The organism is Anaerolineae bacterium (genome assembly GCA_013178015.1).
In the GTDB taxonomy this organism is placed as follows: domain Bacteria; phylum Chloroflexota; class Anaerolineae; order DRVO01; family DRVO01; genus Ch71.
In genome coordinates this window covers 32,424-56,729 of sequence record JABLXR010000004.1, presented here as the reverse complement: position 1 = coordinate 56,729, position 24,306 = coordinate 32,424, and the positions used below count along the sequence as shown (strand labels likewise).

The window sequence follows — 24,306 nt, the reverse complement described above, 5'->3', positions numbered from 1 at the left end:
CAATGTCTCCCGACCGTGTGACGCAGATGGCGAAGAAGTCCTGCTTCACCTCGGCGATCAGGACCTGAGCCGACGTCCGCCACTCCTCCCACCGCACGGCGATGGCCTCCATCTCTTCCGCATATCGCTGCGCCTCCGATGGGGCCGGTGTGGGCGTGGCGGTGGGAGTGGGGGTGGGCAAAGGCGTGCCGGTGGCTGTCGCAGTGGGGGCCGGCGTGTCCGTAGGACTCGGCGGAGCAGTGGCGGGCGCGCGCTGACAGCCGGCGGCGGCGATTAGCAGCGCAAGGGCCAGGACTAGCGTCGGGCATTGCCTGATCCTGTCCTGCCGGTCTCTGCGGTTCGACATAACATCCAACTCCTGAAATCAGTGTCTAGCGCCCTCTACGGCGCCGATCGTGTGCCAGACTTGTCTCCCTTCGCAGGCGCGGATCGCCTTGACGCCTCACACTCGGGGTGCTATACACCAGTGTGCTGGTGTTGCTGGCTTATGTCGAGTGTTAGCGTGACGGTGTTGGCGCTCTTTGTCAAAGGCTACGCCGGGCCCGGAGGACAGTCCCACACTTCCGGTCGGCCGTCTTGGCTGGCATCCTCCCAGTCGGCTGTTCCTCTTGAGGCCTCGCGCGTTCCCAGGCCAGGCAGCCCCACCCGGGTTCCCATCCCGTTGTCTCCGCTACCATACGCCTCGAGCAGCCGGGCCCAAGTGGCCCCTTCCGTGCGTACCGAACCAGGTGGCGACCAGTAGTCTGAAGGGAAGTGAGAATGACGGAATCGGCACGCAGCTATCCCCATTTCCACCGGACGGCCGGAAGTCCTGGGCCCTCAGGGGATGGTGGCATCCTCTCACTACCTGCCCAGCGCTGCCAGTGTGCGCACCGTGGGGCGAGGCGGTTCGGCGGTGGATGCCTGCATCACCATCAGCGCCGTCCTTTCCCTGGCATGCAACCACATGGCGGGCCTCGGTGGCGACCTCTTCGCCCAGGTGTGGGACCCCGGATCAGCTCAGGTGATGGCCCTCAGCGGCTCCAGTCGCTCGGGCGAGAAGGCCGCCGCAGATGCCTACCGTGCCACCGGCGGGAGGAGGTACGACCTCGAGGCCTGCTGGCCGCTGACATTGTTCCGGGTGTTACGGATGCCCTGGGCCAGGCGGCACGAACGCTACGGAAAGCCGGACTGGCCTGGGCTCTTCCCGCCTGCCATCGCCTACAGCACCGACGGGGCTTCTGCTTCACCCAAGTACCGCGGCTACGTCGCCCGGCCCGCCGGCACCTTGCTGCCTTCTGCCTCTTCGGCGCCTCGGTGGACCTGGTAGGCCTGCAGACGGTGAAGGGCATGTGGGACGCAGTCTTCATCATCCCCGGTTTCGCGCGAAGCGGGAGCCTTCGAGCGTCTGCACATCGGCATAGAGGCCCACACCTCCAACAACCTTCTCCGCGTACTGGCTTTCGGCTGGGTGGGCGCCAGTTTCTTCCGGGGCATCACTGGCTTCGGAGCTCCGATAGCGGTGACGGTTCCGTTGCTGGTGGGCGTGGGAGTGCAGCCCATCTGGGCGTTCACCATCCCCCTCATCGGCCGTTGTTGGGCCAATGTCTTTGGGGCCCTTGCGGTGGCCCGGGATGGGTCACTCCTGGTGGCCGAGCCGGCCGATCCCAGTACGACCGCTCTCATTGCCGCCGTCATGCTGTGGACGGCCACGGATTGGCCATCTCCTGGCTCTACGGACGCGGGGAAGGAATACGGGAGGCCGTTCCGGCGGTGCTGCTGGCATCTCTCATGCGCGGGGCCGGCCAGCTGGCCCTGGTGGCCGTCCTGCCCACCCCGGCCAACTCCCTGCCCGGAGCCATCACTGTGGCCGTAACCGTCTGGCTGGGTGGCTCGCGTTGGTACGAGTGGCCCTCGCCGGTGAAGGCGAGCGAGATCACGGGCGAGGGCGAGCGAGAGAGCAGGGGCGGGCGGTCCAGGAGCGGATGTCGCTTGCCTCCGCCCTTGGGTACGCCTTCCTGGTGCCCCTGGAAGGCAGCCTAGGGTCCTTCATGACCTCCACCAACCTGTCGTCCAACATCCTGGTCAGCTCGCGCCAGAGAAGTGCCGCGGCGGCGCTGGGCATACGGGAGGCCATCACTCTAGGGGCACGGACGGTCGGTGGCGCCACGGGGAACGCCGTCGCCCCCGGCGATGCCCTTGTGGGAGCCACTGTCGTGGGCCGGCCCGAACAGGTGGGCCACTTCCGGCGGCGCATCCTCCCCTGGAGCTTGGGCGTGACGGCTCCGGTCGCCAGCGCCACCCTGCTCCTGCACCTGATCGGATGACGGCGCTATGAGTCAGACCACTCTCTACCTCATTGCGACCGGGCTCATCCTGGCGGGGCCGATCCTGTTGGTGACCGGGCTGCAGGGCACGACCTGGGTGTGCCAGGCCGGGCTGGTGGCGGTATCCCTGGCGATGACCCTGTCCACCCGCTGGGTGGCCGACGCAGAGGACAGGCAAAGGCAGGACGGAGTCGATCGAGACGCGCGGTCGGGCCGATGAGCCAACCCAGGCCGGGCAGGCTCAAGCCCACACCAAGGAGGTGCCAGACATGAGCGAGACGATGGATCAGCCCAGACGCTCTTCCCCCGAAACGGGCCGCGAGGCTTTGGCGAGCGCTTCTGAGACCCTGGTGCTGCGTCCTTCCGCCACCGGCTGGTGGCGGAGTGCCGGTCTACTGGCGCTGGGCATCGTCCTGGGGCTAGGGACGCTCGAGTTTATCGGCATGTTTGGCCATGCCCTGGCGCTGCTTCTCCTGGGAGTGGTGCTGGCCCAGGGCCTGGCACCGGTGGTGGCGACAGTGGGGCGCTGGCTGCCACGGCCGCTGGCGATAGTGCTCGTCTATCTGGTCATCCTGTTCGGGTTCGTCATCGCAGGCTGGCTGGTGCTGCCGGCCTTGGTGGCTCAAGTCTCCGCCCTGCTCGACCGCGCTCCGCAGGCTATCGAGGCTCTGGACGACTGGCTCACCGATCGGGGGGTGCCCAACATCCCGGACGTAATCGAAGTGGATTCGGCGCTGCTTCAGGACCTGCTGGGCCGGGTCGCCGGGCTAGGTGCCGGCCTGCTGGCCGTACCCGCGGGCGTGGCCACACTACTACTGGACGTCGGCCTGGTCCTGTTCGTCTCCATCTACTGGCTGATAGACATGCCCAAGATGCATCGGTTCGTCTCCCACCTTCTGCCGGAACGCCGGAGGGATTGGGCCGAGCGGCTGACGGCTGACGTGGGCCGCGCCATAGGGGGCTACGTCCGTGGCAGCATACTGGATGCCCTCATCGTCGGCCTCCTCAGCTACCTTGGCCTCCTCATTATCGGGGTGCCCTACGCTCTGGCCCTGGGAGTGCTGGCCGCCCTCATGGAAGTCATACCCAACATCGGTCCCATCATCGCCGGCGCCTTCATGGTGGCCACAGCCTGGACAGTCTCTCCCACTCGGGCCCTGATCACCCTGGCATTCGTCCTAGTGCTGCAGCAGGTGGAAGGGCAGCTGCTGGTGCCCATGGTCATGCGTGGACAGACGCACCTCTCCCCCGTTCTCACCATCGTCGCCATCTTCGCTGGCGCCTCGGTGGCCGGGCTGCTGGGAGTGTTCGTGGCCATTCCCTTGGTAGCCGCCATGCGAGTTTTGGTGTCCTACCTGCTGATCCCGGCGGTACGACGCTGGACCGGAGCCGATCAGGTGACAAGCAGTGGCCAGGTGGAGGCAGCCAGCGAGCCCCAGCCAGTCTGATCGCAAGCGGCGTCAAACGCGCAGCCACCGCCCTCTCGCCAGGAGCAGGTTCCGGATGGCTGCAGCGGCTCGGCGCCCGGAGAGGGTGGGGCAGCCCGGTTCCTCTTGGGGGAGAGGCCGTCTCCCTCAGGCGCAATCACTCTGCCGCCCGCGTGCGCGACGGTGATCCGTGCCCCGCCGCCTGACGGCCGCCGTGTCCCGCATGACGGTCATCAGCGCCCTCGCTGCCGTGCACGCCAAGGCGCACCAGCTCGACTCTTGGATGGTGCGGCCCCGCAGCCGCTGGCTTTCGGCGGCAGGGGGCTCTGAGGCTCAGGCTGCCCCTGCTCTCTAGGGTGCTCCCTCCTGCTGCCAGCGCGAGGCCTGCCCGGCGTGGGGCGGCCTCCCCAGCTTTAACTCCTTCTTAAGCTCCCCTTTATGCCGGTTTGAGTACGTCCGCCTAGTATGGGCCCAGGTGGAAAGCAGTGATGCCCAGCGCTCAATCAGCAAGGTGGGCGTGTCCACCGCAGCAGAGAGTTGGCATAGGCGTTAGGTATCGCGATCAGCAGTTGGACCGGCGGGGCCTCGACCCTGATTGTTAGGCTGGATCGTTAGAGCAGCGTTAGTCATCTATGTTGCCGAGTAGCCCCGCAGCTCGACCCACCCGATCGCGTTAGACGACGGGTGAGCGCAGGCGGGAGAGGTTACCTGACCTCTCCCGCGTTTCTCTGCCTGGCCGCACCCCGCCCGGGCCCCGATTCCCCTAAGCCCGCAGCGCCATGCCCCCCGCCCCGGCGTCGGCCGCGCCCGTCCATTCGCCCGTCCGCGGATCCCGCCAAAGGGCGTGCACCAGGCCCATGCCGCCGTGGCTGCGGGGCAGCCGCTCGACAGGATGGCGGCGGCGGACCTCAGCGCACACGTACTCCGGAATGCGCCCCTGGCAAACAATGGGCCCGCCCTGGCAGTCGAACCGGGGAGCGAGGATCGCCTCCGTTAGAGTCATGCCGAAGTCCAGCACATTCACGATGACCTGTGCCAGGGAGGTGATGATGCGCGTGGCGCCGGGCGCCCCCAACACCATCACCGGCTGGCCGTCCCGATAGAGGATGGTGGGGCTCATGCCGGTAGTGCGTGCCTTCCCGGGGGCGATGGAGTTGGGGTGCCCCGGCAGCGGGTGAAAGTTGACCATCGAGTTGTTGTACATGAACCCTAGACCAGGAGTGATCACACCTGATGACATGCCCAGGGAATGGGTGAGGGCCACGCAGTTGCCCTGGTCATCCACCACGCTCACGTGGGTGGTGTCGGGAGGCTCGGAAGGCGTGAACGACACCTGGATGGGGACGCCGGCATCTATGCGCTTCCGCCAGTACTGGGCGCGATCCTCGGAGATCATCCAGTCGAACGGCCGATCGGCGAACCGAGGGTCTCCCAAGTTGGGGTTGCGGTCGGCGAAGGCCGCTTTCATGGCCTTGGACACCAGGTAGATGTACTCCGCCGAGTTGTGCCCCAGCGAAGAGAGGTCGTAGCCCTCCAAGATGTGGAGGATGGCCAAGAGGGTAAGGCCACCATGGGGAGCGGGCGAAGTCGCCACCTGGTAGCCCCGGTAGCTGCCGATCACCGGCTCGGCAGGGATGGTACGGTAGCTAGCCAGGTCCTGGGCGCTGACGAAGCTACCGTGGTCTTGAAGGTCGTGGGAGATGCGCCGCGCCAGCGCGCCCCGGTAGAAGTCATCCGGTCCGGCCTCACTCAGCCCGCGAAGAGTGCGGGCGTAGTCGGGATTGCGGAGCCGGTCGCCCGGCTCGTGCGGGCTCCCGTCCTCGCGCAGATAGATGCGGCTAGCCTCGGGGTTCGACTTTAGGTAGTCCAGCAGGGTGCTCTCTTCAGGGTAGGCGGCGCGCGTGCGCCACTGACCAGCCAGGTAGTCGTCCACCAGGAAGCCTTCCTCGGCCACGCGCGCTGCCGGCTCCGTCACCTGCTCCCAGCTCCAGGAGCCCCAATGCTGCAACATCCAGCTCAGGCCTTTCACGATGCCGGGGGTGCAGATGGACTGGTAGCCCATCTCGTTGACTTTGCCTTGTAGGAAGTATCCCCAGCCACGCGGATTGGGTCGGATGACGATGTCCTGCCACATCTCCGGCGTGACGCCGGAGCCGGCCAGGGCAGGAGCATCGACCGCCCTCACTGCCTCTATCCCGGGGGCCCGGGCCAAGGAAACGGTGGCCAGAGCGTAGCCCCCCACGCTGGACATGTGGGGGTCTACCACTCCCTGGACCAGGGCACAGGCAACGGCAGCGTCTACGGCATTGCCTCCCTGCCTGAGGACCTTGACTCCCTCCTCAACAGCGAGCGGCTGCGGTGCCACTACCATACCGGCCATGGGGCAGTCTCCTTCTGGCTAGCTCGGGCCTGGCCGGCCTCGCTACTCGGGCGATGGGCCGATCAGGCGGGCGATGAGCCCGCGCAGGTACTCCAGCAAGCTCGTAGCCCCATTATGCCCGGAACCTGTGCTCAGCTCAATGGTGGTCTCGGGGGACCAGACACCCTCGATGGCTACGCGAGCTCGGTATGTGCCCGGCTGGCTATACTCATGCTCGGTGCGGAACTCGCGCTGCACCGGCCACTTGCCCTCGGGAGGCTCAGGGCACTCGGGTTGGATGAACTGACTGGTGCCGTCGCCAAAGTCCCAGGCGAGGCTGGGGCAGTAGAACTCTCGGTTGTCGTCGGGCCCTCCCACCAGGCGCCCCAGGAACTGCACCGCCAGGGGCGCAGGGCCTGCGGTCGGCTGGGCTTCCAGCTCCACCCGGATCTGCTCGGTACCGGTGGCGGTGGCAGAGATCCCTTCGTCGGGGACGCCGGGGATGCTCTGGTAAGCCCGGCCGCCCAGGACCACTATCACCCGCTCTCCCAGGGCGAAGTAACGGCCAGCGTCGGGATGCTCCCGAAGCAACTGGAAGAACGCATCAGAGCCCACGGTAACCGGAATGGCCTGCATCTCCTCCACGTCGAAGAGAGTGTCCAGCCAGGTGCCGTCGCGCCATACGAAGGCCCTGTCGCCCACGACCGCCACCCGAGAGGGCCCGCCCTCATCGGCGAGGGCCGGGCTGAGGGGGCTCTGCGCATCCTCCAGGGCGTGCTGTGTCTGGGCTTTGGTCACGGCGGTGGCGCCGTAGACGGGAGCGGAGGGCTCGCTCGCCAGCGCCTCCAATTCGCGCCGAGCGATGGACTCCCGGCCTGCCCGACTCAGGGCCTCCTCCGGTTCCTGCACCAGGAAGCTGGTGTAGGGGGTGATGATGCCGTAGCGGATGCTCAGTTCCACCACCTGGTCTACCAGTTCCTTGCTCTCGCCGTAGAGCCGGATGCGGTTGAGCAGGTGTCCGACCTTGCGGGTGGCCCAGAGACTGGGCAGGAAGTCGTCCCCACCGCCGCGGGCGAAGGCGACCTCGTACTGGAAGGACTGCGGCCGGCCGTTCACCTCCCCCGACAGGGTGACTCGGGCCGGCCCGCTGCCCTCGTACCGCCCCACCACTAGCAACTGGGTGCCGGCAAACAAGTCCGGCAGCGGGTGGGGATATATGTCCTCCACCCGCACCCCTCGCACCTCCAGGTCCACGTCCGCCAGGACGGGCGTGGCGATCTTAGCGTAGAAGGAACCCACCTCTTCGTCCACGCTCTGACCCGGGCGGACGTAGGCGCTCACCCCGCGTAACTCCCTTCCCAACGTATCCAGGAGCGAGGTGTCCACGTCGTCCCCCACGCCGAAGCAGAACAGCCGCACCGAGGATGGGGCCGCCTGCCGCACGTTGTTCAAGATGAGGCCGGCGTCGGTGACCCCCGCCGTAGGGAGGCCGTCGGTGAGGAAGATGACGATAGTGGGGCGCTCGGGGTCGGCGAGGGCCATGGCCTCCAGCAGGGCCCCGTTGATGTCGGTGTTGCCCCGGGCCTGCAGCCCAGCCACGAACCGCTCTGCCTCCCTCAGGTTGCCCGCCGGCTGCATGGTCCGGGCCAGCGAAGTGACCTCGGTGGAGAAGGCGATCACGTTGTACCGGTCGCCGTCGTTGAGGTGGCGCAGGACGTAGGTGAGGGCCTCTTTGGCCTGCTCCAGCTTCTCACCCTCCATGCTGCCAGACACGTCCAGCACCAGCACCACGTCTTTCTCCACCACCTCATCCTCGTCGGTCGAGAGCGCCGGGGTGATCAGCAGGGCGAAGTAGCCCTCCCTGTCCTCGCCCCGATAGCTGAGCAGGTTCACCCCCGGGCTCTCCGGGGACACGGTGTAGTAGAGGGCGAAGTCAGTGTGCGGAGTGAGGTCGCGCGCCTCCCAACCTACACGGGCCCGCTTCTGCCCCTGCCGGTCGATGGCTACGGGATGGCTGGGCGAGTAGAGGCTGCGGATGGGGACGTCGCTCTCGATGTCCACACTGATAGAGACGTCGCCTAGGGGCTCGGGGGAGAAGCGTTCGGTGGAGAGAGGGTAGACGTAACGCACTAGGCCGTTGTCGGCAGGGAGGGCCTGGACGTATTCGATCTCGATGCGCCGCTCGCCGCCTGGCTCGATGGGGAAGATGCTGGCCTGGAACAGGTCGCGGCCCACGTATTCCAGTAGGGCAGGGTCGAGCCGCTGCCGGACGATCTCCTCGTAGATGCGCCGGGCCTCCTCTCGGGCGTACAGCTCGCCCTGGAGCGGTTCGCCATCCACCCACATGGCGAATCGGCTGATGGACGCCTCCTCGGGCAGGGGAAAGACGTAAGTGCCTTCGAGGGACCACTCGGACCGGTTCACGAACACCTGGTCCACCCGGGTGACTGCCACCTGATCCTCGATGGTGACCGTGACCCGGTGATACTTCACCGTCAGGTACGGCACGTCGCGTGGGGGGACGGGTGGGCAATTGGGACAGGGCGGCACTGGTGGCCGGGGGATGATCCACCCGTCAGCGGAAGCGGTTCCGCTCGAGGCGAACAGGGCCAACCACACGGCGATCAGCACTAGCGCGAATCGTAGCCCCCCTCGCATGGGAGTCCTCCTGGCAGCAGTCTACCTAGAAGACGCAGGGACTGTCGGCTTCGTTCCCACCTGGACCGGCGACGCCCGTGAGCCCCTAGAGGCCGTGTCGGCACTCCGACGGGGAGGTTTGCTCCTGGAGCCCTTTCGCGCGTGGGCGCGCGCACTCCTCGAGGGGTGTGGCGTTCGTCCTGAGGAGTCCGCGGCCCCAGGCGCGGCGGCGGCCGGACGGGGAAGTCTGTCTGCGGAGCCCTTTCGCGCGTGGGCGCGCGAACTCCTCGAGGGGTGTGGCGCTTCGTCCTGAGGAGTCCGCGCCCCCAGGCGCGGCGGCGGCCGGACGGGGAAGTCTGTTTGCGGAGCGCTTTCGCGCGTGGGCGCGCGAACTCCTCGAGGGGTGTGGCGCTTTGCCCTGAGGAGTCCGCGCCCCCAGGCGCGGCGGCGGCCGGACGGGGAAGTCTGTTTGCGGAGCCCTTTCGCGCGTGGGCGCGCGCACTCCTCGAGGGGTGTGGCGCTTTGCCCTGAGGAGTCCGCGCTTCCAGGCGCGGCGGCGCCCGGACGGGGAAGTCTGTTTGCGGAGCCCTTTCGCGCGTGGGCGCGCGCACTCCTCGAGGGGTGTGGCGCTTTGCCCTGAGGAGTCCGCGCTTCCAGGCGCGGCGGCGGCCAGGTACCACCGGTCAGGCGGCGACAAGCCTGGACCCCTGTTTCTGCTTGACTCACCGTCTCTCCTCTGAGATGATGCCGATAGGTTAGCGTTTGGTTTTCGTTGGCCCTCGGTTGCTCCCGTTGGTGCCCCGATCGCCCGACGGCGAAGACGCCGTCCGCCCCAGAAGGATACTTGATGTCCGATATCAGGATGTTTGAAGACCGGCAGGATGCCGGCCGGCGCCTGGCCTCCCTCCTCGAGCACTACCGGGACGCGAACGCCGTAGTCCTGGCTATTCCCCGCGGCGGGGTGGAGGTGGGCTACCAGGTGGCCGTTCGCCTTCGCGCCGAGCTGGACATACTGGTGGCCCGCAAGCTGCCCTTCCCGGGCAACCCGGAAGCCGGGTTCGGCGCTGTCGCCGAGGACGGTAGCACCTACATCGCCGACTATGCCGCCCGGTGGTTTCCCCCGGCCCTGGTGAGCCGGATCGTGGCCGAGCAGCGTCAGGAATCCGCCCGCCGGGTGAACGTGCTGAGGGGAGGCCGTCCTCTCCCCCCGCTCGAGGGCAGAGTGGTCATCCTGGTGGACGATGGGCTGGCCACCGGAGCCACCATGCGGGCCGCCATCATGCTCTGCCGAAGGCGAGGAGCCGCCCGCATCGTGGTGGCAGTGCCGGTGGCGGGGGAGGATGTAGTGCGGGAGATGGACGCCCTAGCGGACGAGGTGGTGGTGGTCCTCACCCCGCCTGGCTTCCGGGCCGTGGCCCAGGTATACCGCCACTGGTACGACGTGGGCGACGAGGAAGTGCTGGCCATCTTGGACCGCTGGCGGTCGGAGCAGCAGAAGCGGGGCGCGGACGCTGGTCGCAGCTGATCCTGTCCCCCGCCCCCGAAAGGAACCGGGCCCTGGTCTTTAACGAAACTCAGGCACGATCTTCATCCACGCTTTATGAGAGAGACGGAGAAGGCGTGGTAGACTGCCGGCGTGGCGGTTGGCTGGGTTTCGATACAGCTAACAAGGGGCGCCCGCCGCAATGCAGACCGCCGCATCCAGATGTCAGCGCTAGTGTGGGCGTTAGTCGGGTAGTTAGCCAAACCTGAGAGTCGGTCGCCAGCACAACCCTCCTGTTAGCTGGCGGTGGCAAAGAGCTAGCAGCAGGGCGCCCCTTGTCACGTCTGCCGGCCCGGTGTACGCCGGGCCGGCAGACAGGGTTAACGTCGGCCCCCTAAGCTCCCTCGAAGGCTATCACCGAGCGCACATCGTACCCCTGGAGCTGATCTCTGCCTCTCAGCCCCTTCAACTCGATGAGGAAGGCCACCCCGACCACCTCTCCGCCCAGCTCCTCGATCATGCTTATGGACCCGCGAGCGGTGCCCCCAGTGGCCAGCAGATCGTCCACTAGTAGCACCCTATCACCGGGCTCGATGGCGTCGCGGTGCATCTCGAGGACATTAGTGCCGTACTCGAGGGCGTACTCACAGCGAACCTTGTCTGCGGGGAGCTTGTCCGGCTTGCGGATGGTGATGAAACCGGCGCCCAAGTTATAGGCTAGCGGGGCGCCGAAAATCCATCCCCGGGCCTCGATTCCGGCCACCTTGTCCACCTGACGATCGGCGAAGAGCTCCGCCAAGGCGTCCACCGCCTCCCGAAACGCCTTGCCGTTCTTGATGAGAGTGGTGATGTCGCGAAAGAGGATCCCAGGAATGGGGAAGTCGGGAATACTGCGGATGAGAGGGACGAACTCCATGGCTTCTCCAGGGCGGGTGAGGGTCTCGGCGCGATTGTAGCAGAGCCAGTCCCGTCCCTGCAACGGTAGGGAAGGGAACGCGGATGACGCTGATACTACGCTGATTCAGCGCTGATCTTCTCTTGGTTCTTCCCATTCCTGATCAGCGTAGATCGGCGTCCCGTCAGCGTCATCCGCGTCCGATTCAGATGCCGCTTGGGGACTCTAGAGCCACCGTGTTGATGACGTCCAGCAGCAGCTGCTCCACCTCTTCCGCAGGGGCATCGAAGGTCGGACAGACGAACCGGGCGTGGAGGCTCTCGGCCTCGTTGGGGAAGGCCAGCAGCTCCACGACGTAGCCTCTGGGGCACTCCTGGCAGGCATCGCTGGCGCGGGCGACGTAATGCACCTCGTGCCAGATGAAGCTCTGCCCCAGCCAAACCCGCCGGCCCGCTGGCTCTATCTGGCCCCCCGCCTCTCGGTACTGCTCCTCCGCTGCCGCCAGCATGCCGTCTAGCACCTCGGCCTGGGACTGACCGGCGGGCCTGGAGGCGACCACCAGATGAATCTCCAACCGATACCCTTGCTCCCACTGCAGGCCGAGCCCCCGCTCACCCCGTTCCACCACGCGCCAGTTGCTGGGATGAGCCAGTTCCAAAGAGCCGTCCGCGCTGCTACTGACAGTCCAGCCCCCGTCCAAAGCAGCCTGCCCGTCGCCGCCGCGGTTCACGCTACAGCCACTTAGGGCCAGCAACAGGCCTGAGACCGCTAACAGAAATCTCCAGTTCACCTGGGCACCTCTCCTACGCTAACCCGCGGTCCTGACTTGGCTCGCTTCATTTAGCATAAGGGATAGCGTATGGGAAGTGCCATCTTCGCCCATAGTGACACCGTAGATGGCATCGGCGGCCTCGATTGTGTGCCGGTTGTGTGAGATCACTATGAACTGAGTGTCGGTGGCCAAGCGCTGAAGCAGTCGCCGGAAGCGACTCACGTTCGCCTCGTCCAGCATGGCATCCACTTCATCCATGACGCAGAACGGGGTGCCGCTGGCCTCCAGCAAAGCGAAGAGCAGAGCCACCGAAGTCAGGGCCCGCTCGCCGCCGGACAGGAGTGCCAGGTCCTGGCTTCGCTTCCCGGGCGGGCGTACGGTGATGTCCACCCCGGCGCCAGAGAGGTCCTCCGGGTCGCTCAGAGACAGGCGAGCGCTGCCGCCGCCGAAGAGCTCACGGAAAAAAGCCTCGAAACGAGCGGCGACCTGTTCGAAGGTGAGCCTGAACCGCCGCTGCATGGTCTGCTCCAGCTCTTGGATCACCTGGCGCAGCGATGAGGCTGCCTGCTCCAGATCGGCCGCTTGCGAGGCGAGGAACTGGTAGCGCTCCTGCAACTCGGCGTGCTCCTGAGGGGCATTGGGATTGACGTTCCCCATGGCTCGACGACGTCGCCTGAGGGCCTCCACCCGGGCCTCCATCTCCTCCAGAGAGAGGCCGTTGTCGGAACCCCCGCCGGCGGGCGACTCCGTGAGCGTTCGGAGGCTTTCCTCCTCTAGCTCCAATCGCGCTGCCTCCCGCAACGAGGTCAGGACGTCCTGAGCCCGTCTGGCCGAGATCTCGGCCTCTCCGCACAGCTGGCCGAACTCCAAATGCTGCTGCCGGCGGATCCTCTCCTCTCCTTCGAGGTCCTCGCGCTGGCGCTGAAGGCAGGCTAGCCTCTCCCGCTCGGGGCGGATAGCTTGCTCCAGATCCTGCAGGCCCTGAGCGTATCGGGTGCGCGCCTCCAACATTGCCGCCCGGGACGACCGCACTGCGGCCAGCTCCTCGCGTAGCCCTCTCAGGTGCTTGTTCCGCTCTTCCAGTCGGGCACTCAGCCGGGCCCGCTGGCGCTCGGCCCCCTCAAGGGCGGAGCGAATCTGACCCACCCTTTCCTGGAGCGCGGCCAGGCGGACACGCTCCACCTCGAGCCCAGCCTCGCCCTCCGCTCCGGTGGTCTCGCCGGCCGAGACGCCACCGTAGCCACCGGCAGCCAGCTCCGCCTCCAGTTGTCGCGCCACTTCCTGCCACCTCTGGGCTTCCGCTTCTGCCGCGGTCACCCGCTCGGCCGCGATCTCCCGGCGCCGGGCCAGCACGGTCTGCTCGCGCTTGAGCTCTGCCAGGCGCTCGCCCTGCCACTGGAGGCGCTCCTCGACCCGACGCAGCTCCAACTGAGCTCTGCTCTCATCTCCCTGAGCCTGCTCCGCCGCGGCCCTCGCCTGTTGGACGCGTTCCTCAGCCGCACTAAGGCCCGCCTCAGCCTCTTCCAGGGCCCTTCGCAGCTCCAGGGCCTGCGCCGCCACCCCCTCTCGCTCCGACTGCCGGCGGCGGATCTCGGCCGGCAGTCGCCGGCGCTCCCTCTCCTGCTCCAAAAGCGCGCTCCGGCTCCGGCGCTCTCCGCCTCCGGTGACGCTCCCCGAGGACTGGGCCACTTCGCCTGCCAGGGTAGCGATGGTGTAGGAGCGAGGTGGGGCTGAGCGCGATTCAGTTCCCCTCACCCGCTCCAGCGCCAGCCGAGCTGCCGTCAGGTCCTCCACCACCAGGATCCGGTTGAGCAGGTACTGCCCCACCCGCTCCAGGCCTGGCTCCACCTCCACCAGGTTGGAGGCTACCCCCACCAGCCCCGGGAACTGCGTCGGCTGCACCGCGGCCGGCGGCTGGATCGTCTCCAGAGGCAGGAAGGTGACTCGCCCGCCGTGTTTGCGCTTTAGGTGCTCGATGGCCCTCTCCGCGTCGCTCCAGCGGCGCACCACCACCTGCTGCAGGCGCGCTCCCAGAGCCGCCTCGATGGCCACCTCCAGCCCGGTTGGCACCCGGATCAGCGACGCCACGACGCCCACGATGCCCGAATCCTCCGTCCGACGGGCCAGCTCCAGCACCTCCCGCACTCCCGGGTAATACGACTCCCGCTGCATTCGAGTGAGGAGCGACAGCCGGGCCCGGAGCGCCTGCTCCTCTTCCTCCAGCGCGCTCGCCTGCCGCTGCGTCTGGGCCAGCTGCTGCTGAACCCGCCTGAGGTCCTGCCGCCGATCATCCAGCTCTCGCCGCGCCTGAGCCAGGGCTTGGCCGGCGCGCTTGGCCGCCCCTTCCAGCCGGTTCACCTCCTCGGCCCAGGCGGCTCGAACCTCCGCGTCCTGATCCACCGCGACGCTCGTCTCTTCCATCAGGCGGGTCAACTCTTGGCTTCTACGGGCGGCTGCCGCCTCGTCCGAACCCGCTTCGGTGCGCTGAGACAAGGCATCGGAAAGCTGTCGGCGTACCTGCTCGAGGCGACCTTGCAGCGCCCGGCGACGCTCCCGCTCCGCCGCCTGAGCTGCCTTCAGGCGATCCACCGACTCCCTCAAAGCTTCGGCGTCCTGATGAAGACGTTCGGCTTCCAGGGTCAGAGACCTCTCTTCCTCTCCGGCCGACCGCATCTCCTGCAGCAGCAGTCGCCGGTCCCGCCCCATCTCTGCCAACCGTTCCTTGAGCGCTCGCTCTCGCTCGGCCAATACTGCTGCCTCCCGGTCGCTCGCCGTCAGGTTGGCATTGAGTTGCTCCGCTTTCAGCTGTTGCGACGCCAATCGGGTGGAGAGCTCCCGCTCCTCGCGAGCAAGGACCTCGATCGTGTGCTGCAGCTGGGCCAGTTCGGCCGACTGAAGCTCCAAGCGCTGCCGGAGGTAGAGGGCGCGCTCGCGCGCCGCTTGAGCCTGTTCGGCGGCGGCATGGAGCCGTTGCCCGAAGTAGACGGTCTGCAGCTGGGCCAGCTCGGCCTGCACCTCCCTCCAGCGGTTCGTCTGCTCGGCCTGGGTCGCCAGCCGCCGCAGTTGAGGCTCCAGCTCCCCCATCAGGTCGCGCACCCGCAGGACGTTGGCTGCCACCTCGTCCAGCTGGCGTAGCGCCGTCTCGCGCTTGCTCTGGTAGGCGGTGATGCCGGCCGCCTCTTCGAAGAGACGCCGCCGCTCCGCAGGGCTGAGGCTGAGCGCCGCATCCACCATTCCTTGCCCGATGACGGAGAAGGTGAGCCGGTCCAGCCCTCCCTGGGCCAGAAGCTCAGTCAGGTCCTTCAACCGGGTGCGGACGCCGTTCAGGTAGTATTCGTTCTCTCCCGAGCGGTAGGCACGGCGAGAGATGGACACCTCCTGGAAGTCCAGAGGCAGCGACCCGTCGCTGTTGTCCAGCACCATGGTGGCCTCGGCCATGCCTAGGCGACTGCGGCCATCGGAGCCGGCGAAGATGAGGTCGCTGGTGCGGCGGCTGCGAAGTTGGCTGTAGGACTGCTCCCCCAGCACCCAGCGCAGGGCATCGGCAATGTTGCTCTTGCCGCTGCCGTTGGGGCCGACTATGGCGGTTATGTCTCCGGGAAAGGAGAACTCAGTCCGGGTGGCGAAGGATTTGTAGCCCTGTACAATGAGTCGGCTGAGGCGCATGGGTTTCTGGTCCGCCCTCCTCGGTCAGTCCAACCGTTGTAAGGCGCGCTCGGCGGCAGCCTGAGCGGCGGCGCGTTTGCTGGGGCCCTCGCCCCGGCCCCAGACCTCGTCCCCCACCCAGACCTCCACGGTGAACACCGGCCGGTGGTCAGGGCCGCGGCCGCCCACCTCCACATAACGCGGGGTCACTCCCAGGCGGGCCTGCACCTCTTCCTGGAGACGGCTGCGGGCGTCCCATGGGCCTCGCATGGCGGTGGCCTGTTCGATGTAAGGGCGGAAGTGAGGCAGCATGACCCTCTTGACCGTTTCCCAGTCCGAGTCGAGGTACAGCGCTGCCACCAGCGCCTCCAGCGCCGCCGCCAGGTTGGCTGGCTTACGACGCCCGCCGGTGGCCTCCTCGCCGCGGCCGAGCAGCAGATGCTCGCCCAGGCCAAGCTGGGCCGCCAGGCCGGCCAGCCCTTCGGTGCTGACCAGCTGCGCCCGCCAGCGAGTCATCTCACCTTCCCGGGCGTCCGGGAAACGGTAGTAGAGCACCTCGGCCACCAGGAAATCCACGATGGCATCTCCCAGGTACTCCAACCGCTGGTTGTGCTCCAGGAGGTCGGCGGTCTCGTTCAGGTAGGAGCTGTGGGTCAGCGCCGTCCGCAGCAAAGTCGCATCTGCGAAGGTATAACCCAGGCGCTCCTCCAGCTCCAGAGCACCCTTATCCACGTTGCCCCTCCAATACCATCACCTATAATCAGCCCACGCGCAGGACTATGGCTGGATCGGCTAGAGCTGGCAATGGAACGCTGATTGCGCTGATACTACGCTGATTCAGGCTGATGAGAAAGGAATGACCCCGAAGGGTCAGCATCTCACGAGCGTTCCACCCCGGTCACCTGCGCCGCCAGATCCGGAGGATAGGCCAATGGACGTCACCCGAGAGGACATCGCCGCCGGCGTACGCGCCATTGGGGTGCCCCCCGGTGCTACGGTGCTGGTGCATTCCTCTCTCAGCAGCTTCGGTCACGTCGTAGGTGGCCCCCACTCCGTCATACAGGGCTTGCTGCAAGCGGTGGGCCCCGAGGGCACGGTGGTCTTCCCCACCCTCACCGGCTCGGCCGAACTAGGACCCGACAACCCTCCCTACTTCGACGTCCGGCAGACTCCCTGCTGGACCGGACGCATCCCCGAGGTGGCGCGCCAGCACCCGGAAGCCCGCCGCAGCCTCCACCCTACCCATAGCGTGGCCGCCATCGGGCCAGGTACGGCGGAGCTACTGGAAGGACACGAGCTTTCACCCACCCCCTGCGGCCCCGACACGCCCTTCGGCCGGCTGGTCCGCTCCGACAGCGGCTATGTGGTCTTCCTGGGAGTGGGGCTGCAATGCAACACCACCTTCCACCATGCCGAGGAGGTGGCGGGAGTGACCTATCACATGCAGCAGGAGCCGGTCACGGCTATCATCGTGGACTACGAGGGACGGGAACGATCGGTGCGACTGTGGCTACACCGTTATGGCCCTCGGCGCAACTTCCCCCGGCCCGAGCCCTACTTCCTGGCCAAGGGCATCCAGAAGATGGGCCGCATCGCCAACTGCACCGTCCGGGTGCTGAAGGCCCGGCCCATGGTGGAGTACGTCCTCGACCGCCTGCGGCAGGACCCCGAGTACCTGCTGGCCCCACAGTAGAACGCAGATCGGCGCTGATGGCACGCTGATTCGCTCTGATCAGAGAGAGATGATGAGGAGGAATCAGCAGGGATCAGCGCAGTATCAGCGTCATCAGCGTTCTACTGCTCCACTCTACGCAGAGCCACCGTCCCGTTGTGGCCCCCCAGCCCAAAGGAGTTGGACAGGCACACGTTCACCTCGGCCGGCCGGGCCACGTTAGGCACGTAGTCCAGGTCACACTCTGGATCGGGAGTGTCGTAGTTGATGGTGGGCGGCAACACCTGATCCCGGATGGCTAGAGCGCAGACGATGGCCTCCACCGCTCCCGCTGCCCCCAACAGGTGGCCGATCATGCTCTTGGTGGAACTGACGGCCAACTTGCGGCTGTGCTCGCCGAAGACCCCCTTGATGGCGCGGGTTTCGATGGCGTCGTTGAGTCGGGTGCTGGTACCGTGGGCGTTGATGTAATCCACATCCTCCGGCCGGAGGTTGCCGGCGCGGAGGGCTGCCTCCATCGCCTCCATCGCTCCTTCTCCTCCCTCAGACGGTTGAGCGATGTGGTAGGCGTCGTCAGTGGCGCCGTAGCCCAGTAGCTCGGCGTAGATGCGAGCCCCGCGCGCCCGGGCCCGATCCATCCGCTCCAGGATCATCACCCCTGCCCCCTCGCCCACCACGAAACCGTCGCGGTCCGCATCGAAGGGACGGCTGGCCTTCTCTGGCTCATCGTTACGGCTGCAGAGGGCATGCATGCTGTCGAAGGCGGCCAGCGCGATGGGCACCACGCCGGCCTCCGAGCCTCCGGCGACCATGATGTCGGCGTCTCCACGGCGGATGATCTCGGCCGCCTCTCCCAGGCAATGGCCTCCGGTGGCGCAGGCTGTGGCCAGGGCAATGCTGGGGCCTCGGACCCCAAGCATGATGCTGATCTGACCGGCGGCGGCGTTCAGCATCAGGCCGGTAATGGCGAAGGGGCTAACCCGGCGGGCACCCCGCTCCCGCATGACCTCGACTTGGTCCAGGAGCACGTGGATTCCGCCCACGGCCGAGCCCAGCAACACGCCCACGCGCCGGGGATCCTCCTGCGCCAGATCCAGCCCGGAGTCAGCTAGGGCTTCCTGGGTACAGGCGACGGCAAAGTGGACGAATCGGTCCATCCGCCGCGCCTCCTTCACCTCCAGATAGCGAGTAGGATCGAACTCCTTGACCTCTGCCGCAATGCGGGTGCGGAGGTCGCTGGGGTCGAACTGAGTGATGAGCCCCACCCCGGAGCGGCCGGCCAGAATCCCGGCCCAGGACGAGGGCAGATCGTTCCCCAAGGGGGTGACAGCGCCCATGCCAACTATGGCTACACGTCGGGCGTCGGGGTTGTCCAAAGCTCTCCTCCGTGGTGCACTGAATTCGGCTAACACCTGTGAAAACCCGCGCCCGTGCGTGGCGATGCGGCGCACTCCTCGGCCCTCTCTGCTCTGACTTCAGTCAGCCAACCCAGCCGAGCTCGTGATTACCCCTACTCCTCGCCTCAGCCCCTTCATTGCCAGCTCAAGGCTCCGCCACCAGGGGTGGCTTCTGGCGATTCTTGACCCGACCCACCGGCCTTGCTCCCAGTACCACCTTGAAGAAGCTGTCCTGGTGTACCACCTCCACCCGACGGAACATGGCCTCCATCGTCTTGTCGTGGGGCAGGAAGGCGTTGCTCACCAGGTACAGCCGGCCTTTGGGGCCCAGCACGTCACGGGCGTCCTGGATGAACTGCTCCGCCACATCGTACTCCACCGCCGGCCCCAGGTGGAAAGGTGGGTTGGTAGCCACCACGTCGAAACGCTCGCCGATCACCGCCGATCCGGCGTCGCTGGGCATCACCCGGGCTCGTTCTAGATGGTTGTGGCGGGCAGTGCGCTCAGCAGCCCGCACCGCGGGCAGCGAGTCGTCCACCATCACTACCTCCACCCCATCGGCCAGGCCGTGGGCCACCAGGCCGACCTGCCCGGCGCCGCAGCCCAGATCCAGCACCCTCTCCCCGTCACGGACCTGCACGTGGGCCAGCAGACGCCTCGTCCCCGCGTCGAGACGGCGCCAGGAGAAGACCCCCGGCTTGGTCACGTACTCCCACCGCCGGCCGCGGGCCTGCATGGTCGCCACCCGCCACTGGTGGTAATCGCCGGGAGGGGGAGGGAAGCCCCCGGGAGGCTTGAGGGCCCGGGCCACCCGGTAGTTGGCGGTCACCCCGACCATCTGGGCATTGCCGAACCACTCCTCCAGAGTGGCGATGCGGGTGAGTATGCCGGTGCCTTTGGAGCCGGCCAGGTAGAACCGCCCTCCCGGCTCCAGCCTGTGCCACGCCTCTCGGATGAACTGCTCTCCCAGCGCCCTTCCCCGAGGGAGGTTGGCCACTACCACGTCGAAGGTCTGTTCCTGGGGCAAGTCCCGTGCCACATCGCTGAACCAGATGCGGCCCCCATAGCCGAGGCGCTCCAGGCTGAGGGAGACGGCGGTACAGGCAGCATAGCTGGAGTCGGCCAGGTGCAGCTCGATGCCGGGCTGCAGCTGGAGGCAACCGAACCCGATGATGCCGTTCCCGCACCCCAGGTCCAGCAGTCGGGTGCCGCGGGGGAGGCCGTCGTTCTCGATTGCCCGTAGGGCCAGATTGGCGGCACCGTCGGGACGATCCCAGGAGAAGATGCCCGGCTTAGTATAGAGGCGGACCCCGCCTACCGGAGTGCGGAACACGAGCGGGCGGTAGAGATGGTAGTCGCCGTTGGCCGACCGCCTAGGGGCCGGCCCTGCTGGGGTGCGAGGGCGCTTCACACCGCGTATTGTAGTGGGCGATAGCGGGTTGGGAAAGGCAGAATGACTCGTGATGCGTGACCATTGACCGGGTACGCGTGCCCGTCACTCATCACGAGTCACGCGCCTTTACTCACGGTAGGTAGCTGAACGGATTGCGCTTGACCCCGTTCTCGCGCACCTCGAAGTGCAGATGAGGCCCGGTGGACCGGCCGGTGCTGCCACGGGTGCCGATGGCCTCGCCTTTGGCGACGTTCTGCCCCACTTCCACGCTGATGCTATCCAGGTGGGCGTAGAGAGTCTCCAGCCCGTTGCCATGGTCCACGATCACGTGATAGCCGTAGCTCGTCCTCATCCAGGAGACCAAGGTCACCGTTCCGCTGTCCGCTGCCACCACCGGAGAGCCTCGGTTCCCGGCGATGTCCACCGCCACGTGACCGGAGTGCACGCCCTGGCTGATGTAGCCGCTAACTGGCCAGATGAAGCTGCCGCTGCCCTCCTGAGGATTGGCCACCCGGGCGGTGTAGGTGCGCTCCTGAGCGGGCACCGCCACCACTCGCGGCGGGGGCTCAGGCAGTTCGGCCCCAGGAACGATCAGCTTAGTCCCCGCCACGAGATGGGCCGGATCCTCGATCTCGTTCCCGCCGTAGCTCAAGATGACCTCAGGGTCCACCTTGTATCTGTCGGCGATGGCCTGGAGCGTCTCGCCCTGGGCGACGGTGTGGTAGGCCCCGTCCACCGGCAAGATCACCAACTCCTGGCCGATGGATAGGGAGTCGGGAGCTTTGACCAGGGCTTCATTAGCCCACAACACCGTCTTCATGCTCAGGCCAAAGCGGGCCGCGATGCCAGAGAGGGTATCACCATTCTCCACCCGATATACCCGCGACTCCCACTCGGGGTAGCTGCCCTTGATGGTATGGACCACACCGGCCCGTTGGAGGACCAGGTCGGGCATCACCGCCGGCGCCGGGCGCCCGCCTCGATCTAGCAGCCGCACGTCCTCCAGGTACTCGCGGCTGCTGAAGCCCGGCAGGCTTCGAGGGAGAGACAGCCCCGTCACCGGGTTGGATAGCTGGGGACAGACTATCGTCAGAATGACCACTAGCCCGACTGCGATGTGAGTCCCATAGCTGCGCCAGAAGGAGTCGGGTAGGGACACTGGCAGGCGTAGGGACGGCTTCGGGCTGCGGATGTGGTGCCAGAACTCAAGACACCTTTGGGCTACGACGGACTCAGGTGGCTCAATGGTAGGTGTGGTCTCCATTGTCTCCTGTCGTCTGGCGACGTTGCCAGGGTCTTAGTTAAGGCTTGTTAAGGGCAGGGCGAAGCCTAGCACAGGCCGGAGCGTGTCGCAAGCGCCCATTCGTACTGCGGCATCGTCTCAGCCAGGCAGGTGAGCCCCGGGCGATGCACGCCTGGGGCGCGCACCCCTCAAGGTGAGTCTCGCCGCAGCCTCGCCCAGACCGCCTCCTCGACATGCCGACCGATGTCGCCTCTTCGCGCTTCCTCTGGAGTTATGTCGTCTTGCAGGCTCCGTGCCACCAGGTTTGCTCGCCCCCTCGACTCTCTGATCAATGGTCCGATGGTGGCGTTGGTGCAGGCCATGGTGCCCGCCGAGATGCAGGGACGGGTTCTGTCTGTGGGCAGGGGCCTGGCCTGGGCGGCCATGCCCCTGGGGCTGGCGGTCGCTGGGCCGCTTAGTGACATCTTCGGCCTGCGGCTGTGGTGGGTCGCCGGCGGCCTGGGCATGTCTGTCCTGGGGATCGCGGGCCGGCTGACACCGGGCATTGCCAACCTCGAGGGCCGGCGCCAGAATCAGGAGGCGGCGGACCTCCGGGCCGCGCTGGAGCCAACACTCTAGCCCGGGCGTACGTCTGTTGGGTCAGAGCGACCCAACTCGGCCCCTCACCAGGGCCGCGGCAAAGGAGGAACCGATGTCGGAGCACCGAGGCACCATCCGAGACATGGGGCTGCTGGACCTGTCGTCCGCCAAGACCCCCGAGGACCTGAGTGGCATCACCTCGATTCACGACGTGGGCGCCATCGTCATCCCCGAGGATCTGGCCCCCGCCCTCACCCGCATCGAGATGCACGACGTGGGCAGCGTCATCCCCATACCTCGGGGCACCAAGGTCAGCCTGCAGATGGGACAGACGCGGCTGACCGGTCAGGCGCTGGCCGACGGGCCCGAGGACACCATCCTGGTCCTGGTGGGCCAGGCGATCATCGTGGACCGGGTGGAGTCGGTGGGGTACCGGGAGCTGCACGTGATCGGGCAGCTACTGGCCCCCCGCGGCAGTGAGGCGGCGCTGTCTCCCAAGATCACTAAGCTCACCGGGCAGGCAGTCTACTACCCCGAGGTCGAGGGGGCCCGCTTCATCATGGGCAAGGAGCAGATCGGCCGGGCCTTCCTGGAGCTGCTGCCTCGGCCCACGCCCCTGATAGTGATGGGCCTGCTCACCATCGAGGCGGGGACTCCCGCCGATCTCCTGCGAGCCAAGGTGCCCGAGATCGTGCTCCTGGGCAAGATCAGGGCCCCGGAGGAGCTGGTGCCCCTACTGCAGGTCCTGGCCGTGGAGAAGCAAGGGGCAATCGAGGCCGTCTAGCCGATGGGACACGACCACGCCGTCGAAGAGCGGGATGCGGTCTCGCTCTTCGACGAGCTCTACCGCCGGCACAACCGGCCAGTGTACGCCTACCTGCTGGGCCGATGCGGCGACTCGGACGCGGCTGCCGACCTGCTTCAGGATACCTTCCTCAGGGCGTGGCGGCACCTCGATGACGTGAGGAACGTTCCTCAGGATAGGCGCAGATACTGGCTGCTGGCCGTCGCCCGCAACTTGGCCCACGACTTCCACCGCAGGCAGGCCGTGAGAGCGCCGTTCGGGGACCCGCTTCCGGAAGTGATGCCAAGCGCTGACGGGCGGCACGATCCAGTGGCCGCGACAGAGTCGGGAGAGCAGGCGGCCGCCCTCGACGGAGCTATCGCGCGGTTGCCGGAAGAGCTCAGGCTGATCATTTGCCTGCGGTACCTGGGCGAGATGAGCAGCGCCGAGATCGGCGAGGCTCTGGGGCGTCCGGCAGGCACGGTGCGTTACCAGTTGGCCAAGGCGAGGGCCCTGCTGGCCCAGGACGTACGATTGCAGCCGGAGTGCCCGGGTGCCGGTTCAGAAGGGGCCACCCCATGAGGCCAGGCGACGAACGCATGAAGGGAGCTAAAGTGGAAGGCGACGCGAGCGCGTTCGAGTTGTCCCCCGAGGTGGACGAGTTCCTGGAGGCGATGCTGCGTCGGTGGGCGGAAGGCAAGCAACTGCCCCGGGCGACCCTGGAGCAGATACGCCGAACGGTCCTCGCCTACGATCCCGCCTACGAGCCGCTCACCCAACAGTGGTGGAGGCGGGTCCTGGGCGACGCCACCGCCGCGCTACGCACGACCGCGGACGTCCGCGAGTTCCTCAAACCAATCTGGCAGCAGGCCTGAGGCCGTGACCCCTCTAGCGCAGGTGGAAGCTCGACAGGAGCCGCTCGAACGACTCCGAGCCCTCCTCGAACCTTCCCGGGTGGGCGCGACAGGAGACAATATATACCCGGCCATCCTTCTCCACCCATAGATCCCGCTGTCGGACCAGGGGCTCGCCCCAGAAGCGCTCGTAGGTGATCTCCAGGGCGGCCCGGCCGTCCAGGGTGGTTTCCCCCTGCGCGACCACCTTGAGGATCAGCTCCCGGGCGACCAACCGATCGTAAGTGTCAGCGAATAGGGTCGCTAGATCCGTACCTTCCGGAAGGGAGCGGAGCCCGACGAAGAACCCCAGGCCGGACCCCGACACCAAGGCCGGCTCCTCGGTGCCGAACTCCGGGTTGGGCTGCACGAACCCCGGGTAGCGGTCGGCCCGGTTGGTCCAGGAGGCGGGGTACTCGAAGGAGAACTCCTCGTGCTCCAAGACGCGGGTAGCGCCGTCGTCCGGCGGCTCAGGCGTGGGCGTGGCCGGCACCGTGGGGGTAGTGGGTGCCGCGCAGGCGACGGACAGGGCAGCCAGAGCGGCCAGAACGAGAAGGATGTGTCTCATAGCCGACCTCCCGGAGGTGGGGCGTGGGCACGCAGCCATTGTGGCACTCCCACTCGGTTCCGGCAATCGGAACCGCTCTACCAGGCCCCACCTCCGGTGCTGCCAGTTGACCGACCCCTCGCGCCGAGGCCAGAATGGCACGCGGGGCATGGCGCCGCCAGGGTGCAGGAGCAAGCCCCGGGCTGTGGCGCCAAGTCAGCCCCCGGGACGATCTCACGACGACGTCTGTCGTTCTGTGGCCAGCTTGCCGGAG

General features: G+C 67.1%; 21 protein-coding genes and 1 pseudogene. 11 read left to right on the top strand and 11 right to left on the bottom strand.

What is annotated here, in order from left to right; all coding sequences use genetic code 11:
* Nucleotides 1-136: 136 nt before the first annotated feature.
* A pseudogene (locus tag HPY83_02185) lies at nucleotides 137-226 on the bottom strand (energy transducer TonB).
* 603 nt (nucleotides 227-829) lie between these two features.
* Between HPY83_02185 and HPY83_02180 the strand changes: the two are divergent.
* The 5 genes from HPY83_02180 (at nucleotide 830) to HPY83_02160 (ending at nucleotide 3,754) form a co-directional block, all read left to right on the top strand.
* Nucleotides 830-1,309: a hypothetical protein gene (locus tag HPY83_02180; GenBank protein NPV06756.1), complete on the top strand. Its 480-nt coding sequence runs from the start codon at nucleotides 830-832 to the stop codon at nucleotides 1,307-1,309.
* Between the two features lie 78 nt (nucleotides 1,310-1,387).
* Nucleotides 1,388-1,855: a hypothetical protein gene (locus HPY83_02175; GenBank protein ID NPV06755.1), complete on the top strand. Its 468-nt coding sequence runs from the start codon at nucleotides 1,388-1,390 to the stop codon at nucleotides 1,853-1,855.
* Nucleotides 1,856-1,964: 109 nt separating this feature from the next.
* On the top strand, nucleotides 1,965-2,306 hold the full coding sequence (locus tag HPY83_02170; protein NPV06754.1) for a hypothetical protein: 342 nt from the start codon (nucleotides 1,965-1,967) through the stop codon (nucleotides 2,304-2,306).
* Between the two features lie 7 nt (nucleotides 2,307-2,313).
* Nucleotides 2,314-2,526, top strand: coding sequence for a hypothetical protein (locus tag HPY83_02165; protein ID NPV06753.1), 213 nt, complete (start codon nucleotides 2,314-2,316; stop codon nucleotides 2,524-2,526).
* 49 nt (nucleotides 2,527-2,575) lie between these two features.
* Nucleotides 2,576-3,754: an AI-2E family transporter gene (locus tag HPY83_02160; GenBank protein NPV06752.1), complete on the top strand. Its 1,179-nt coding sequence runs from the start codon at nucleotides 2,576-2,578 to the stop codon at nucleotides 3,752-3,754.
* Between the two features lie 742 nt (nucleotides 3,755-4,496).
* Here HPY83_02160 and ggt read toward each other — a convergent pair.
* Nucleotides 4,497-6,113, bottom strand: coding sequence for a gamma-glutamyltransferase (ggt, locus tag HPY83_02155; protein NPV06751.1), 1,617 nt, complete (start codon nucleotides 6,111-6,113; stop codon nucleotides 4,497-4,499).
* A 42-nt stretch (nucleotides 6,114-6,155) separates the two neighbouring features.
* The gene (locus HPY83_02150) at nucleotides 6,156-8,750 is read right to left on the bottom strand and encodes a VWA domain-containing protein (GenBank protein NPV06750.1); all 2,595 of its coding nucleotides are present in this window, start codon (nucleotides 8,748-8,750) and stop codon (nucleotides 6,156-6,158) included.
* An 841-nt stretch (nucleotides 8,751-9,591) separates the two neighbouring features.
* Between HPY83_02150 and HPY83_02145 the strand changes: the two genes are divergently transcribed.
* Entirely contained in the window at nucleotides 9,592-10,254 is a 663-nt protein-coding gene (locus HPY83_02145) for a phosphoribosyltransferase (GenBank protein NPV06749.1), read from the top strand.
* Between the two features lie 352 nt (nucleotides 10,255-10,606).
* Here HPY83_02145 and HPY83_02140 read toward each other — a convergent pair whose 3' ends face one another.
* The 4 genes from HPY83_02140 to rnc all read right to left on the bottom strand — a co-directional run bounded on the left by HPY83_02140 (nucleotide 10,607) and on the right by rnc (nucleotide 16,256).
* Complete coding sequence (locus tag HPY83_02140) at nucleotides 10,607-11,128, bottom strand: adenine phosphoribosyltransferase (GenBank protein ID NPV06748.1); 522 nt, start codon at nucleotides 11,126-11,128, stop codon at nucleotides 10,607-10,609.
* A 184-nt stretch (nucleotides 11,129-11,312) separates the two neighbouring features.
* Nucleotides 11,313-11,897, bottom strand: a complete 585-nt coding sequence (locus HPY83_02135) for a hypothetical protein (protein ID NPV06747.1) — start codon at nucleotides 11,895-11,897, stop codon at nucleotides 11,313-11,315.
* Between the two features lie 18 nt (nucleotides 11,898-11,915).
* The gene (gene smc, locus HPY83_02130; GenBank protein NPV06746.1) at nucleotides 11,916-15,545 is read right to left on the bottom strand and encodes a chromosome segregation protein SMC; all 3,630 of its coding nucleotides are present in this window, start codon (nucleotides 15,543-15,545) and stop codon (nucleotides 11,916-11,918) included.
* 24 nt (nucleotides 15,546-15,569) lie between these two features.
* Nucleotides 15,570-16,256, bottom strand: a complete 687-nt coding sequence (rnc, locus tag HPY83_02125; protein NPV06745.1) for a ribonuclease III — start codon at nucleotides 16,254-16,256, stop codon at nucleotides 15,570-15,572.
* Nucleotides 16,257-16,455: 199 nt separating this feature from the next.
* On the opposite strand from rnc, the gene HPY83_02120 reads away from it, so the two are divergent.
* A complete protein-coding gene (locus tag HPY83_02120) occupies nucleotides 16,456-17,217 on the top strand; it encodes an AAC(3) family N-acetyltransferase (protein ID NPV06744.1) in 762 nt (253 codons plus the stop codon).
* A gap of 101 nt (nucleotides 17,218-17,318) precedes the next feature.
* Here HPY83_02120 and fabF read toward each other — a convergent pair whose 3' ends face one another.
* The 3 genes from fabF to HPY83_02105 all read right to left on the bottom strand — a co-directional run bounded on the left by fabF (nucleotide 17,319) and on the right by HPY83_02105 (nucleotide 21,250).
* A complete protein-coding gene (gene fabF / locus HPY83_02115) occupies nucleotides 17,319-18,533 on the bottom strand; it encodes a beta-ketoacyl-ACP synthase II (protein ID NPV06743.1) in 1,215 nt (404 codons plus the stop codon).
* 205 nt (nucleotides 18,534-18,738) lie between these two features.
* On the bottom strand, nucleotides 18,739-20,004 hold the full coding sequence (locus HPY83_02110; GenBank protein ID NPV06742.1) for a methyltransferase: 1,266 nt from the start codon (nucleotides 20,002-20,004) through the stop codon (nucleotides 18,739-18,741).
* A 112-nt stretch (nucleotides 20,005-20,116) separates the two neighbouring features.
* On the bottom strand, nucleotides 20,117-21,250 hold the full coding sequence (locus tag HPY83_02105; GenBank protein ID NPV06741.1) for a M23 family metallopeptidase: 1,134 nt from the start codon (nucleotides 21,248-21,250) through the stop codon (nucleotides 20,117-20,119).
* A gap of 252 nt (nucleotides 21,251-21,502) precedes the next feature.
* Between HPY83_02105 and HPY83_02100 the strand changes: the two genes are divergently transcribed.
* The 4 genes from HPY83_02100 (at nucleotide 21,503) to HPY83_02085 (ending at nucleotide 23,467) form a co-directional block, all read left to right on the top strand.
* Nucleotides 21,503-21,847: a hypothetical protein gene (locus tag HPY83_02100; protein NPV06740.1), complete on the top strand. Its 345-nt coding sequence runs from the start codon at nucleotides 21,503-21,505 to the stop codon at nucleotides 21,845-21,847.
* A gap of 73 nt (nucleotides 21,848-21,920) precedes the next feature.
* Nucleotides 21,921-22,592 (top strand): hypothetical protein, encoded by a 672-nt coding sequence (locus HPY83_02095; GenBank protein ID NPV06739.1) that lies wholly within the window; start codon nucleotides 21,921-21,923, stop codon nucleotides 22,590-22,592.
* Nucleotides 22,593-22,595: 3 nt separating this feature from the next.
* Complete coding sequence (locus HPY83_02090) at nucleotides 22,596-23,174, top strand: sigma-70 family RNA polymerase sigma factor (GenBank protein ID NPV06738.1); 579 nt, start codon at nucleotides 22,596-22,598, stop codon at nucleotides 23,172-23,174.
* 17 nt (nucleotides 23,175-23,191) lie between these two features.
* The gene (locus HPY83_02085; protein ID NPV06737.1) at nucleotides 23,192-23,467 is read left to right on the top strand and encodes a hypothetical protein; all 276 of its coding nucleotides are present in this window, start codon (nucleotides 23,192-23,194) and stop codon (nucleotides 23,465-23,467) included.
* 13 nt (nucleotides 23,468-23,480) lie between these two features.
* Here HPY83_02085 and HPY83_02080 read toward each other — a convergent pair whose 3' ends face one another.
* Nucleotides 23,481-24,053, bottom strand: coding sequence for a hypothetical protein (locus tag HPY83_02080; protein ID NPV06736.1), 573 nt, complete (start codon nucleotides 24,051-24,053; stop codon nucleotides 23,481-23,483).
* Nucleotides 24,054-24,306 lie beyond the last annotated feature (253 nt).